Source organism: Actinoplanes oblitus (assembly GCF_030252345.1).
Taxonomy (GTDB): domain Bacteria; phylum Actinomycetota; class Actinomycetes; order Mycobacteriales; family Micromonosporaceae; genus Actinoplanes; species Actinoplanes oblitus.
The window spans coordinates 3,522,692-3,535,402 of sequence record NZ_CP126980.1 but is presented as its reverse complement, the minus strand read 5'-3'; the positions used below and the strand labels follow the sequence as shown (position 1 = coordinate 3,535,402).

The 12,711-nt window shown below is 73.5% G+C and carries 13 protein-coding genes; 9 read left to right on the top strand and 4 right to left on the bottom strand.

All coding sequences use genetic code 11. From position 1 onward, the window contains the following. The first annotated feature begins 4 nt into the window (after nucleotides 1-4). The 4 genes from Actob_RS15820 (at nucleotide 5) to Actob_RS15805 (ending at nucleotide 3,442) form a co-directional block, all read left to right on the top strand. Nucleotides 5-1,027: an SPFH domain-containing protein gene (locus Actob_RS15820; RefSeq protein ID WP_284920946.1), complete on the top strand. Its 1,023-nt coding sequence runs from the start codon at nucleotides 5-7 to the stop codon at nucleotides 1,025-1,027. After that, nucleotides 1,024-1,905, top strand: a complete 882-nt coding sequence (locus Actob_RS15815; RefSeq protein WP_284920945.1) for an NAD(+)/NADH kinase — start codon at nucleotides 1,024-1,026, stop codon at nucleotides 1,903-1,905. The genes Actob_RS15820 and Actob_RS15815 overlap by 4 nt, the downstream gene beginning before the upstream one ends. 33 nt (nucleotides 1,906-1,938) lie before the next feature. Further along, complete coding sequence (locus Actob_RS15810) at nucleotides 1,939-2,316, top strand: hypothetical protein (RefSeq protein WP_284920944.1); 378 nt, start codon at nucleotides 1,939-1,941, stop codon at nucleotides 2,314-2,316. A gap of 67 nt (nucleotides 2,317-2,383) precedes the next feature. After that, nucleotides 2,384-3,442, top strand: a complete 1,059-nt coding sequence (locus tag Actob_RS15805) for a M15 family metallopeptidase (protein WP_284920943.1) — start codon at nucleotides 2,384-2,386, stop codon at nucleotides 3,440-3,442. A gap of 83 nt (nucleotides 3,443-3,525) precedes the next feature. On the opposite strand, the gene Actob_RS15800 is transcribed toward Actob_RS15805, so the two are convergent. Next, nucleotides 3,526-4,026 carry a hypothetical protein gene (locus Actob_RS15800; RefSeq protein ID WP_284920942.1) on the bottom strand — a complete coding sequence of 167 codons (501 nt, stop codon included), beginning with the start codon at nucleotides 4,024-4,026 and terminating at the stop codon, nucleotides 3,526-3,528. 9 nt (nucleotides 4,027-4,035) lie between these two features. After that, nucleotides 4,036-5,118, bottom strand: coding sequence for a hypothetical protein (locus tag Actob_RS15795; protein WP_284920941.1), 1,083 nt, complete (start codon nucleotides 5,116-5,118; stop codon nucleotides 4,036-4,038). A 170-nt stretch (nucleotides 5,119-5,288) separates the two neighbouring features. On the opposite strand from Actob_RS15795, the gene Actob_RS15790 reads away from it, so the two are divergent. Next, on the top strand, nucleotides 5,289-6,167 hold the full coding sequence (locus tag Actob_RS15790) for a UbiA prenyltransferase family protein (protein WP_284920940.1): 879 nt from the start codon (nucleotides 5,289-5,291) through the stop codon (nucleotides 6,165-6,167). A gap of 4 nt (nucleotides 6,168-6,171) precedes the next feature. Here Actob_RS15790 and Actob_RS15785 read toward each other — a convergent pair whose 3' ends face one another. After that, nucleotides 6,172-7,422: a polyamine ABC transporter substrate-binding protein gene (locus Actob_RS15785; RefSeq protein WP_284920939.1), complete on the bottom strand. Its 1,251-nt coding sequence runs from the start codon at nucleotides 7,420-7,422 to the stop codon at nucleotides 6,172-6,174. A gap of 191 nt (nucleotides 7,423-7,613) precedes the next feature. On the opposite strand from Actob_RS15785, the gene sigK reads away from it, so the two are divergent. The 3 genes from sigK to Actob_RS15770 all read left to right on the top strand — a co-directional run bounded on the left by sigK (nucleotide 7,614) and on the right by Actob_RS15770 (nucleotide 10,757). Beyond that, entirely contained in the window at nucleotides 7,614-8,210 is a 597-nt protein-coding gene (sigK, locus tag Actob_RS15780; protein ID WP_284920938.1) for an ECF RNA polymerase sigma factor SigK, read from the top strand. Continuing rightward, nucleotides 8,207-8,935 (top strand): anti-sigma factor, encoded by a 729-nt coding sequence (locus Actob_RS15775; RefSeq protein WP_284920937.1) that lies wholly within the window; start codon nucleotides 8,207-8,209, stop codon nucleotides 8,933-8,935. The genes sigK and Actob_RS15775 overlap by 4 nt, the downstream gene beginning before the upstream one ends. 439 nt (nucleotides 8,936-9,374) lie before the next feature. Beyond that, nucleotides 9,375-10,757 (top strand): class F sortase, encoded by a 1,383-nt coding sequence (locus Actob_RS15770; protein WP_284920936.1) that lies wholly within the window; start codon nucleotides 9,375-9,377, stop codon nucleotides 10,755-10,757. Here Actob_RS15770 and Actob_RS15765 read toward each other — a convergent pair. Beyond that, nucleotides 10,709-11,584 carry a helix-turn-helix transcriptional regulator gene (locus tag Actob_RS15765; protein WP_284920935.1) on the bottom strand — a complete coding sequence of 292 codons (876 nt, stop codon included), beginning with the start codon at nucleotides 11,582-11,584 and terminating at the stop codon, nucleotides 10,709-10,711. The two genes, Actob_RS15770 and Actob_RS15765, sit on opposite strands and share 49 nt — an antisense overlap. 102 nt (nucleotides 11,585-11,686) lie before the next feature. On the opposite strand from Actob_RS15765, the gene Actob_RS15760 reads away from it, so the two are divergent. Further along, nucleotides 11,687-12,610: an NAD-dependent epimerase/dehydratase family protein gene (locus Actob_RS15760; RefSeq protein WP_284920934.1), complete on the top strand. Its 924-nt coding sequence runs from the start codon at nucleotides 11,687-11,689 to the stop codon at nucleotides 12,608-12,610. The last annotated feature ends 101 nt before the right edge of the window (nucleotides 12,611-12,711 follow it).

Here is a 12,711-nt window from a genome sequence, read left to right as displayed (position 1 = left end):
TCCCATGGCCGACGTGAAACGCCGACTCCACCTGCGCCACCTGCGCTCCGCACCGACCAGCTGGGTCAGCCACACCGTGCAGGGCAGGGCGAGACGCGCCGGCACCGGGCTCGCCTTCTGGTATCGGCCGCTCACCGCGGTCCTCTCCGAGGTGCCGGTCGACGACCGGGAGCTGCCGCTGCTGTTCCACGCCCGCACCGAGGACTTCGCCGACGTGACGGTGCAGGCCACGGTGACGTACCGGTTCAGCGATCCGGCCGCTGCCGCGTCCCGGCTGGACTTCTCGATCGACCCCTACAAGGGTGTGTGGAACGGGCAGCCGCTCGACCAGGTCGCCACCCTGCTCGCCGAGCTGGCCCAGCAGCCGGCCCTCGACCTGCTCGCCCGGCTCCCCCTCGCCGAGGCGCTGACCACCGGGATCGCCCCGGTCCGGCAGACGGTCGCGGACGCCCTGGCCACCGACCCGCGGCTGGCCGAGACCGGCGTGACGGTGGTCAGCGCGCGGGTGGTGGCGCTGCGTCCGGAGCCGGAGCTGGAGCGGGCGCTGCAGACCCCGACCCGGGAGCGGGTGCAGCAGGACGCCGACCGGGCCACCTATGCCCGGCGCGCGCACGCGGTGCAGCAGGAGCGCTCGATCGCCGAGAACGAGTTGCAGAGCAAGATCGAGCTGGCCCGGCAGGAGCAGCACCTGGTCGAGCAGCACGGTGCCAACGCGCGGCGCGGCGCCGAGCTGGACGCCGAGTCGCAGCTGGTCGCGGCGCAGGGCCAGGCCGAGCGGGAGCGCCTGGCGGCGAGCGCGGCGGCGGACGCCGAGCGACTGCGCGACGAGGCCCGCGCGGCCGGCGCCCGGGTGGTCGGCCTGGCCGAGGCGGAGACCGAGGCGGCGCGGCTCGCGGCGTACCGGGATCTGCCGGCCGAGGTGCTGCAGGCGCTCGCGCTGCGCGAGCTGGCGTCGCACCTGCCGGCGATCAAGGAGCTGACCGTCACTCCGGACCTGCTCACCAAGCTGATCGGCCGGATCGGATGAGTTCGCTCAGCCCCCGGGTGGTGGTCGTGTCGCGGCGCAGCGAGCTCGACGAGCTGCTGGCCCGGCACGGCACCCGCGGCGCCGCCGGTTATTTCCTCAAGCAGCGCGGGCGGGATCTGGACGAGGTGACAGCGCGGCACGAGGCGTTGCGGTCCGCGCTGGTCGAGGTGGGTGGCGCGGTGCCGGCCGACTGGCGGCGCGGCCACGTGGAGCGCACGGACCTGCCCCGCTTCCTGTTCGCGCCGGAGGACATCGTGGTGGCCGTCGGCCAGGACGGCCTGGTGGCGAACGTGGCGAAGTACCTGGACGGCCAGCCGGTGATCGGCGTCGACCCGGAGCCGGGTCGCAACGCCGGAGTGCTGGTCCGGCATCCCGCCGCGGCGGTCGGCGGACTGCTCCGCGGCGGATTCCGCGCGCAGGGGCGGACCATGGTGGTGGCCCGGCTCGACGACGGGCAGGAGCTGTCCGGCCTCAATGAGATCTATATCGGTCACGCAGGCCATCAGTCGGCACGCTATGTGATCGCCGCGCCGGACGGCTCCCGGGAGCGGCAGTCGTCGTCCGGGCTGATCGTCGGGACCGGGACCGGGGCGACCGGGTGGTGCGCGTCGATCGCCCGGGAGCGGGCCGGCGCGCCACCCCTGCCGGGGCCGGGTGAGGCGGTGCTGTGCTGGTTCGTCCGCGAGGCCTGGCCGTCCCCGGCCACCGGCGTGCGCCACGTGGCCGGCCTCCTGGCCCCGGGCCGGGAGCTGGAGCTGACCAGCGAGAGCGAGCGCCTGGTGGTGTTCGCCGACGGCCTCGAGTCGGACGCGCTGGAACTCTCCTGGGGTCAGCGCGTGCGGGTCTCGGTCGCTGATCGGAAACTGCATCTCGTGTAGCCGATTGGGAGCGCTCCCGTTACCCTCTCCGCCATGGCCTACCTGCTCGACTTCGCCAACATCCTCGGCGGGCTGCTGCTCGGCATCCCGCTGCTGCGCCGGGTGCCGGGTGTCGGCACCGGCCTCGAGCGGTTCGCCGACCGGGCGGCCCGCTGGTCCTGGCCGATCGGGATCATCGCGCTGATCGCCGCCGGCTTCTTCCTGATCGTGCACCTGTTCGACGGCCGGATCCTGCACTTCGAGGTGGTCGGGCTGGCCGTCGGCCTGCTGCTGACCTGGGAGAAATTCACCGGCCGCCGGATCCTCGGCTCGACCGGACCGGCCGAGCCGGCCGGCTGGGCCCTCGCGATCGCGATCTTCGGAGTGATCGCCGTCGTGGTCGGCATTCAGGGACTGTTCACGCCGAACTGACGGCTGGCAACCCATCCGGAACCGATCGGGACCGGAACCCGGACCCGTCGGCTTCCACAGTCTCCGGGTGACGACACGACAGCGAACTCTCCAGAAGTCCGCCGCCGCGGCGATCATCGCGCTGACGGCCGCCGGCTCGGCGATCGGTATGCCCGCGCCGGCCCAGGCCGCGGCCCCCCGGGTTGCCTCGACCTGGTCCAGCCTGATGTACCGCAGCCTCACCCACGACGCGCAGCTCACCGCGCTGCGCACCAGCCTCGCCGGCCAGCAGAAGGCGGTCCGCCAGTGGACCGCCGAGGTCACCGTGGCCACCCGGGCGGCCACCGTCGCGCAGACTCGCCTGACGGCGGCGACCACCGCCGAGAAGAACGCCCGGTTGCGGCACGCCGCGGCGCGCAAGGCCCTGACCGCCGCGCGACTGACCTTGCGTACGGCCGGCGCGCGCAAGCCGCACAGCAGGTCGGCCGTGACCCGGGCCAGCGCCGCTGTCACCGCCGCGACCAAGGCGGTCGCCACCCGCAAGCAGCAGTACCAGCGGTACGCCACGGCGCTGACCACCGCCCGCGTCGACGCGTCGGCCGCCACCACCCGGGTGTCCAGGGCGAACACCGAGGTCGCCACGTACACCACGGCGACCGCCCGGACCAGGCAGGCGATCGCCGCCCTGCCCGCCGCCGCGACACTGGCCACCCAGGCCGGCACGCTCAGCCGCACCGTCGTCGACCAGTTCCGGCCGGCCTTCCAGCTCGCCGACACCACTCAGGTCTACGGGGTGACGGTGAACCGCACCATCGCCTTCGCGTTCAAGCGCATGGTCGACGACGCCCGGGCCGACGGCGTCCAGATCTCCGGCGGCGGCTTCCGCACCAAGGACCGACAGATCGAGTTGCGTACGATCAACGGCTGCCCCGACGTGTGGACCGCCCCGTCGTCGTCCTGCCGCGTGCCGACCGCGATTCCCGGCCGCTCCCTGCACGAGCTGGGCCTGGCCATCGACATCTCGTCCGGCGGCAGGACGATCAGCAGGTCCACGAAGGCCTACAAGTGGTTGACCCTGCATGCCAAGGACTACGGCTTCGTCAACCTGCCCTCGGAGGCCTGGCACTGGTCGATCACCGGCGGCTGATCGGGGCCGAGGTGACGGCCGCGCCCGCGACCGTCACCTCGGTGGACGGTGCGAGCCGCTGAACGCGGGCCGGGCGCCGCTGGTCAACGGGCGACGCCGGGGCGGGCGGCCGCCGTGCGGGCCGTGGCGGTCCGGGCAGCCTGGGTCCGGCCGCGCCGCACGAAGCCCCGGTTGGCCGGCCCGGCACCGACGGTGCGGCTGGCGGCCTCACCCGCCCCGGGGCCCGAGTTCGTGCGGTTGACGGTCCGGCGCAGGCTGGGATGCCTGGTCTCCCAGGCCTCCCGGACCCGCGACGGCAGGTGCAGGTCCCGCCACACCCGGCGCAGCATCGCCGGGTTGATCAGGTCCTCGATCTCGCCGCACCCGGCCGCCTCGCAGAGCACCTGCTCGTAGGCGTGTCTCAGCTGGGCCGGGTCGTCGAGCTCGTAGCGCCGGCGGCTGGCATGCCCGCAGGCCATGTGATGGGGGACCTCGAGCACGCCGAGGCTGTTCCCGTGCAGGTCGTCGATCCGGTCAGGGACGGCTGGTGCCCGGTGTGCGGCGCTGCGATTCCGGCGGCCATCACGGGCGGCAACGTACGGCATGCACTCAGGTTAGGACGCCCGGCGACCACGTATTTCGTTCTCCCGGCCACCAGTGACGGGGGCCTGCGGGAGTGCTTGCTGGGAAGGGAGATGCCGCCGGGTGGCGAGGAGATAGCCGACGGTGGTGACGGCCAGCGCCACCCCCCAGCCGGTGAAGACCAGCAGGGTGCCGGTCACCGCCCAGCCGGCCCGGACCTCCGGCCAGGTGACCGCGCCACTCAGCAGGTCGCCGGCCAGGACGGCGCAGCTCAGCAGGCCGTAGGTGATCAGAGCGGTCGCCACCACGGCGGCCGGGACCACGGCCAGCAGCCGGGGCACGGGACGGCCGCCCAGCAGCGGCACCCAGCGCGGGAACTCCTGGCCCCACCGGTGCACCAGCCCGAGCACGAGCAGGCCGGCCACCGGCGGGACCACGGTGATCGCCAGCCCGGCCACCGACGAGAGACCTTCGTGGATCTCCGCCAGCTTCGGGCCGGCGATGCCGAACGGGACGCCGAGCAGCCACAGGCCGTGCGGCACGGCCCAGCCGGCGACGGGCAGGGCGACAGCGGCGTACGCCCAGCGCCGGGTCCACCGTGGCACCGGCCGGTAGCCGGGCGGCCCCGGTGCACGCGGCGGGCCGAGCACGCTCGCCAAGCCGGCGAAGAGCAGGCCACCGGCGGCCAGGGCGAGCCGGGCGCCGAGATCACGCCAGTCCGAGGGCCGGCCGGCCAGGGCCGCCGGGATCTCGAAGAGCAGGTGCAGCGGGAACGCGGCGACGAGCAGCACCATGGCAGCGGTCCAGCACCCGGCGGCAGCGGTCCGGCCGGGTCCGCGGAGCGCACCCGCGACCAGCACCCCCAGGGCCACCCCGGCGATCACGCTCCCCCACCCCGGCCAGAACGGCAGCACCCCGACCCGGTCGGCGCCGCACCCACCGGCCGGATCGGTCAGTGCCGTCCGATCGCAGGCGGTGTATCCCCAGCGGCCGCCGGCGAGCCAGTACAGGCGCAGGGTCAGTTCACTCACGACGAACGTCCCGCACGCCGCCGCCCACAGGCGACGGCGGGCGGGACGGCCCAGCGATGCGTCCACGGTCTCCCCCGATGACATGACCCTGGCGCGACCTTCGTGCCGGGACGACTCACACACTCGTCGCGTCCCGCCCCGAAGCGATCCCTCCGCAGAGGGAGATCGTTCCCTCCGCGAAGGGAGGAGCGGCCGCCGTGATGCGCCGATGATCGGTGGAGCCGGCACCGCGGCCGGCGGGGAGGATGCCCGGCATGACAGCACTGACGGAGCGACCCACGGCCCTGCTGGTCGCCGTCTCCCGGCCCTGGTTCTGGCCGGTCTCCTGGGTGCCGGCCTATCTCGGGACGGTGCTGGCCGGGCACTCCTGGCTGCCGGCGGACACCGGGCGGGCCCTGGTCGCACTGGTCGTTCTCGGACCGCTGGTCTGGGGCGCGGTACTCGCTCAGAACGACCTGCACGACCTGCCCAGCGACCGGGCCAATCCACGGAAGGCGACGGCGCCCCTGGTCACCGGGGCGGTGTCCGACGGACGGCTCCGGTTCTGGTACCGGGTGCTGGCCCTCGCCTCGCTCGGTGCGGCGCTGCTCGTCGGCCCGCTGTTCGTGCTCGGCGTCGCCGGGGTGCTGGCGCTCGGCCGGGCCTACAGTGTCCCGCCGCTGCGGCTGAAGACCCGGCCGGGCTGGGACGTCACGGTCAACGCCCTGGTGGTGGGCCTGGTCGCACCGGCCGCCGGCTGGGCGATCACCCGGGCGCCGTGGGAGTTCCCGTGGCCGATCGGGGTGATCGGGGTGCTGTTCGCGGCGGCGCTCTACGTGCCGACCACGGTGATCGACCTGGCCGCCGACACCGGGGCCGGGGACACCACGTTCGCGGTGCGGTTCGGGGCGCGTACCGCGTACCGGCTGGGGCTGGGCCTGTGGGGCGCGGCGCTGGCGGTGTGCCTGCTCAGCGCCGCGTTCGACGTGGTGGTGCCCCGGTCGACACTGGTACCGCAGCTGGTGACGGTGCCGATCCTTCTCGGCGGGTACGCCGCGCTGACCCGGCACCCGACGATCTCCCGGCTCGCGGTGGTGTCCGTCCTGTTCGGCATTCCCACCGCGGGCTTCGCCGCCGCCTACCTGGCGGCGTAGCGCGTCAGCCGAGAACGATCGGCTCGAAGATCGACGAGAAGGTCTGCTGCTCCTCAGCGGTGTTGAAGCCGACGTAGTAGTGCAGCTTCGCGTAGTCGGCCTCGCTCGGGAAGACCAGCCGGCTGGCCGCGACCTGCTCCATGTCGGTGCGGTCGGATCCGGACAGCGCCGCCGCGTCCTTCTTGATCTGCGCCTGCGCGCCGGGCACCGGGCAGACGTAGTTGATGTACTCGGCCAGCGACGCCGCGTTCGCCGTCTCGTAGAAGAAGTCGATCAGCATCAGGGCGTCCACCGGGTTCGCCGCCGTGATCGGGATGGCGAAGTTGTCGGTCCAGATGGTGCCGCCCTCCGCCGGGATGACGAACTTGAGGTTCGTCCCGTCGGAGAGGTTCTTCTGGAAGACGTCGCCGGACCAGGCCTGGCTGATCCACAGCTCGCCGTTGCCGAGCGCGTCGACGTAGTCCTGCTCGTAGTACTTGCGGACGATGCCGGCGTCCTTCTGCCGCTTGAGCTTGGCGGCCGCCTTGCGCCAGTCGTCCTCGGTCGAGCCGGCCGGCTTGATCCCGGACGCCAGCAGGCCGAAGTTGCCCAGCTCGGTGACGTCCGACATCATGCCGACCTTGCCCTTGAACTTCGGGTCCCACAGGTCGGCCAGGCTGGTGATCTCGCGGCCGGTCTTCGCCGGGTCGTAGGCGATGCCGGTGATCCCGGACGCCCACGGCACGCTGAACACGTTGCCCGGGTCGAAGGCCTCGGTGGCGTACTTCGCGGCGGCGTTCCTGGTGAAGTTCGGCAGCTTGTCGTGGTCGAGCGGGGCCAGGAACCCGGCCGAGCGGAACTGGCCGAACTGGATGCCGTTGGTGATCACCATGAGGTCGAAGCCGATCGACTGCTTGGCCGACAGCTGCGGCTGCACCTTGGCGAACCAGGGGCCCATCTCCTGGATGACCTCCTGGTAGTTCACCTGGATGCCGGTCCGCTGGGTGAACTTCGCCAACTCCGGGTGCTTCGGGTCCATGTACAGCGGCCAGTTCGCGAAGTCGAGCTTGCCGTTCTGCTTCTTGCCCTGCCAGAAGTTCGCCAGCGCACCCGGGTCCACGCCGGCCGCCGCCCCGCCCTTGCCCTGCACCCCGCACGCGGCCAGAGCCGCGCCGAGCGCGGAGAGGCCGCCGAGCCGCAGCGCGTCGCGACGGCCGAGCCGCCGCTGGGTGACGCCGCGCAGGAGGGACCGATCGGGGGTGGCGCGGGGGAACATCAGGCTCCAATGACATCCGGCTGCGGGGCAGACCTGTCACCGTACGACCGTTCCGGCTTCTCAAGATCACCAGACCGGCCGGTATCGACTGCCTGAACGGTCAGAGCGGTCGAACGCCCCGGCGCGGTACGCCACCGGCCGGCGCCGCCGGTCATGCCGGAATGGGCCCGCAGCCCGTACGCTGAGGAGCCATGGCAGACAGTGGCGTCGAAGGCCGCCAGGCGCATCCGGCCGCCGCGCCCGACGCCGGCGCCCTCCTCAAGGCCGTCGCCGGCGGCGACGAGAAGGCCTTCGGCCCGCTGTACGACCTGTTCGCCCCGCGCGTGTTCGGCCTGGTCCGGCGGGTCCTCGGCGACCCGGCGCAGGCCGAGGAGGTCGCGCAGGAGGTGCTCGTCGAGATCTGGCGCACGGCCGCCCGGTTCGACCCGGCGCGCGGCTCGCCCACCGCCTGGATCTTCACGATCGCGCACCGCCGGGCTGTCGACCGGGTCCGCGCCGAGCAGGCGGCGGCCTCCCGAACTCTGCGGGCCGGCGCCGCCGCGCTGGACACTCCCTATGACGAGGTCGCCGACGAGGTGACCGGCCGGATCGAGCGCCAGCAGGTGCGGCACTGCCTGGACGGCCTCACCGAGTTGCAGCGGCAGGCGGTCACCCTCGCGTACTACCAGGGTCACTCGTATCCGCAGGTGTCCAAGCTGCTCGGCGTGTCGCTGCCGACCGTGAAGACCAGGATGCGGGACGGTCTGATCAGGTTGCGGGACTGCCTGGGAACGGGGGCGGCGGCGTGAACGTCGACATCCACGCCCTGGCCGGGGCGTACGCGCTGGACGCGCTCGACGACCTGGAGCGGGCCGCCTTCGAGCGGCACCTGCGTGACTGCGAGGCCTGCCGGGACGAGACCGCCGAACTGCTGGAGACGGCATCGCTGCTGGCCGACGGGTTGTGGTCGGCGCCGCCGGCCGGGATGCGGGACACCGTGCTGGCCCGGATCGCGGAGACCCGCCAGCTCCCGGCCGCTTCGCCGGGCCGGTCGTCATCGCCGCGCACCCGGCCGTCGCGCCGCTTGCGGTTGACCGCCGCGGCCGCCGCCGTGGTCGCGGCGGTCGGCGCGGGCACGGCCGTCTATGTGAGCCAACGGCTTACGGTACGCGACGAGCAGCAGCCCGCCGTCGCCGAGCAGGTCCGTTCCGTGCTCACCGCCCCGGACGTGGTGTGGCACGAACAGCCGTTGACCAGCGGTGGCACCGTCCGCGTGGCGACGTCCCGGCTGCGCGACGCCGGCGTGATCCAGCTGGCCGCCGCCCGTCCCCCGGCCGGCGGCCGCGTCTACCAGCTGTGGACCATCCGTTCCGGGGTGCCCGCCTCGGCCGGCAGCCTCGGCGAGGGCCAGTCGGTCGCCACCCAGCTCGTCACCGGCCTGCCCACCGCCACCGCCGTCGGCGTCACCATCGAGAAGGCCCCCGCCTCGGCCACCCCGACCACCCCTCTCCAAGCCCAGGTCGACCTCACCTGACCGACAGCTCGAGGGCCGGCCGCACGACCGCGAGCCGCCGCCTCCGGGTTGTCGGGTTGGCACGTCGCGACCACCCGCGGACGTCGCCCTTGCGGGCCGGGCGTTCTGGACGCGCAGCGGCCAGCCCGGCCCGGAAGGGTCCCTGGCGGGAGCGACGATCAGTGATCAGCGCGATCCGAGTCATCGATCTTTCGAATGTGATGGTGAACGATTTCCACAATCCACCCATCCACCCGCTCCACGGTGGCGAATGCCTGGCAACCGGGAGGTCGGGGGTGCGGAGATGGCCGTGGATGCGACGGACGATCGGGTGGGTGGCCGGTATCGGCTGCTGGAGGTGATCGGGTCCGGCGGGATGGGGCGGGGAGGCAGTGATGCGCATCCTGGTTCCGGTCGCGGCGGCTGCGGCGGCCGTCGCGCTGCTGTCGGCGGCCCGGCCGTGCTTGTGTCGGCCGCCCCGGCCGTCGCGCCGCCGTCGGCCACGCCGGGCGCCGCCTCCGCGGGCACGGCGGTGCAGGTCCGGCTCTTCGCCCTGAACGACTCCGGCGCGAGCGGCACTGCCACGCTGACCGCCCTGCCGAACGGCGACCTCGCGGTCAGCATCCGCTCCACCCACCTGGTGCCGAACGCCGCGCACGCCCAGCACCTGCACGGCTCCACCACCGGGATGAACTTCCACTGCCCGAGCCGGTCCGCCGACCGCGACCACGAGGGCTACCTCACCACCGAGGAGGGCATGCCGGACTACGGCGACATCTTCCTGTCGCTGACCACGCGCGGTGACATCTCACGGGCCAGCGGACTGGCCGTCGACCGGATGCCGGTGGCGGACGCGCGGGGTGCGCTCGCCTACGACCGGACGATCCCGGCCGCCGACCTGCCGCCGGGCACCGTCGAGCACCTGCCGGACCTGCACATCGTGGAGCACGGCATCGACGTGAACCAGAACCGGAGGTACGACCTGGACGGTCTCGGCGAGTCGACGTTCGCGGCGGCGGCCGGGTTGAGTGGGATTCCGGAGGAGGCGACGGATCCGGCGTTGTGCGGGATGGTTTCGGGGGCGGCCGCCGGGTCGGTTCCGGTGGGCGGGATCGCGGCGGGTGACGGGAGCGTCCGGACCGGTTTTCGGTACGGGTACGGCGGGCTCGTCGTGCTCGGGGTGGGGGTCGTGCTGTATCGCCGGCGCCGCGCCTCCCATCACCGTGACGTCGGGCTCCTCGCCGTTCTGGTCTGCGGGCGGCTCATCACCACCTCCCCCGCGGGCTCCCCCACCGCGCCCATCGCGAGTTCTGCCGCCGCACCCGCTCTCGGCGCCTCCGCCGGGATCGTCGCCGGCGATGCCTCCGCGCTGATCTCCGGGCCCCTCCTGCCGGAGTCGCCACCGGCTCGGCTGGAGATCCCGGCGTTGCGGGTCGCCGCGCCGGTGGCCGCTCTCGGTCTGGAACCGGACGGCACCATGCGAGTGCCCACCGACGCCCGGACGGTCGGCTGGTTCACCAGGGCGCCGGTGCCGGGCTCGCTCGGGCCCGCCGTGCTGGCCGGGCACGTCGACTATCGCGGGGCGGCCGGATCCTTCGCCCGGCTGTCCCACCTGCGGCGAGGCGCTGCGATCCGGATCACCCGGCGGGACGGGACGGTTGCCGTCTTCGCGGTGGACCGGATCGGCCGCTATCCGAAGAGTGCCTTCCCGGCCGGGGCGGTCTACGGGCCGATCGACCATGCGGGGCTGCGCCTGGTCACCTGCGGCGGGGACTTCGACCGGGACGCCGGGCACTACGTGGACAACGTCGTCGTCTTCGCGTCCCTGCGCGACTCGTCCTGACCGGGCGCCGGAAGGGACGCCGCGAGCAGCGTCAACTTCTCGGCGTCGGCGGAGCCCTGATCGGGGTGGTAGATCACCAGGAGGATGCCGTCGGTGCCGGTGATCAGGAGTTTCTCCCGGTTGAGCCGGAGTTCGCCGAGCTGCGGATGGTCGAACCGCACGACCGCGCCGGCTCGGGGCCGCACGTCGTGGCGCGCCCAGAGCCGGCGGAACAACGGGCTGGCCAGGGACAGCTCGCCGACCAGCTCGATGCAGCGGGGATCGTCGGTGTCGGTGCCGACCGCCTCCCGGAAACCGGCGACCAGGTGCCCGGCGGCCAGCTCGAAGTCCGGGAACAGTGCCTGCTCGGCCGGGTCGAGGAAGACGTCGCGCAGCCGGTTCCCACCCCGGACCAGGCGCGGGGACAGGGCGGTGGCCAGCGGGTTCGCGGCCAGCACGTCCATGTGCCGGCCCTCGACGAAGGCCGGCAGCGGAAGCGTCGCGACGAGCTTGCCGGTGCTGGGCGGCACCGTCTCGCGGCGCGGGCGACGGGGACGGCGCGGTTTGTCGGCGGCGAGACCGAGCAGGTAGGCGCGGGCGTCGTCGTCCAGGCGCAGCACCCGGGCCAGCGATTCGAGGACCTGCACCGACGGGTGCCGGTCGCGGCCGCGTTCCAGGCGGAGGTAGTAGTCGGCGCTGATGCCGGCCAGCATCGCGACCTCCTCGCGGCGCAGGCCGGGCACCCGGCGGACGCCGACGACCGGGATGCCGGCCTCCTCGGGGGTGACGAGTTCGCGGCGGGCGCGCAGGAAGGCGCCGAGCAGGCGCGGATCCTCGGAGGCGGTCATGCCCCCACGGTAGGGCTCCCGTCCGGACCGTACGGGGGTCCCGGGAGACCCCTGGCTGAGCGGGGCCTGGAACGGCCGGCCCGGTGATCGGATCGTGGGGGCATGACGAAACAGCGAGTGCTTGTCACCGGCGGCGCCGGGTTCATCGCCGGATATGTCATCCGGGAGCTGCTCGATCGGGGCTGTCGGGTGCGGGCGACGGTGCGGGCGCGGAAGCCGGCGATCGACGGGGTGGAGTTCGTCCAGGCCGACCTGCTGGACGACGCCGGGTGGACGGCGGCGGCGGAAGGCGTCGACTACGTGCTGCACGTGGCGTCGCCGGTGCGGCCTGGGCCCGTCGAGAACGAGGACGATCTGATTGTCCCGGCGCGGCGGGGCACGCTGCGCGTGCTCCGGGCGGCGCGGGACGCCGGGGTGCGGCGAGTGGTGCTGACCTCGGCGTTCCACGCGGCCGGGTTCGGTCACCCGCCCACCGATCACGTCTTCACGGAACGGGACTGGTCGGTGCTCGACGGGCCGGGCATGGACGCGTACGGGCGCAGCAAGGTGTTCGCCGAGCGGGCCGCGTGGGAGTTCGACCGCGGCGCGATGGAGCTGACCACGCTGCTGCCGGTGGCCGTGCTGGGCCCGGCACTGGGCAGCGAGGTCTCCGGCGGCAACCACATCGTGCAGCGGCTGCTGACCGGCCGGATGCCGGGGATCCCGGACATCTTTTTGCCCATCGTGGACGTGCGGGACGTGGCCGACGCGCACGTGCGAGCGATGGTGACCCCGGGCGTGGACGGCGAACGCTTCCTGATCGCGAACGGCCCGGCCATCCCCCTGAAGGACATCGCGGCGACGCTCCGCACCGGTCTCGGCGAAGCCGCGTCCCGGATACCGACGGCGCTGCTGCCGCCCGTCGAGGGGCTGGGCCACCAGAAGCAGATCTCCAACGAGAAGGCCCGCCGGGTGCTGGGCTGGAACCCGCGCGCCACCAGCGAGACGATCCTCGCGGCGGGCCGCTCCCTCGCCCCCACCGGCTGACGGTCTCGCCTCTCCAGGCCTCCCCACTTCCGGCCGAGCCCCGCCTCGCCACTACCGAGCAGAGTCTCACTGCCGACCGCCCGTCCCTAGCCATCACGACC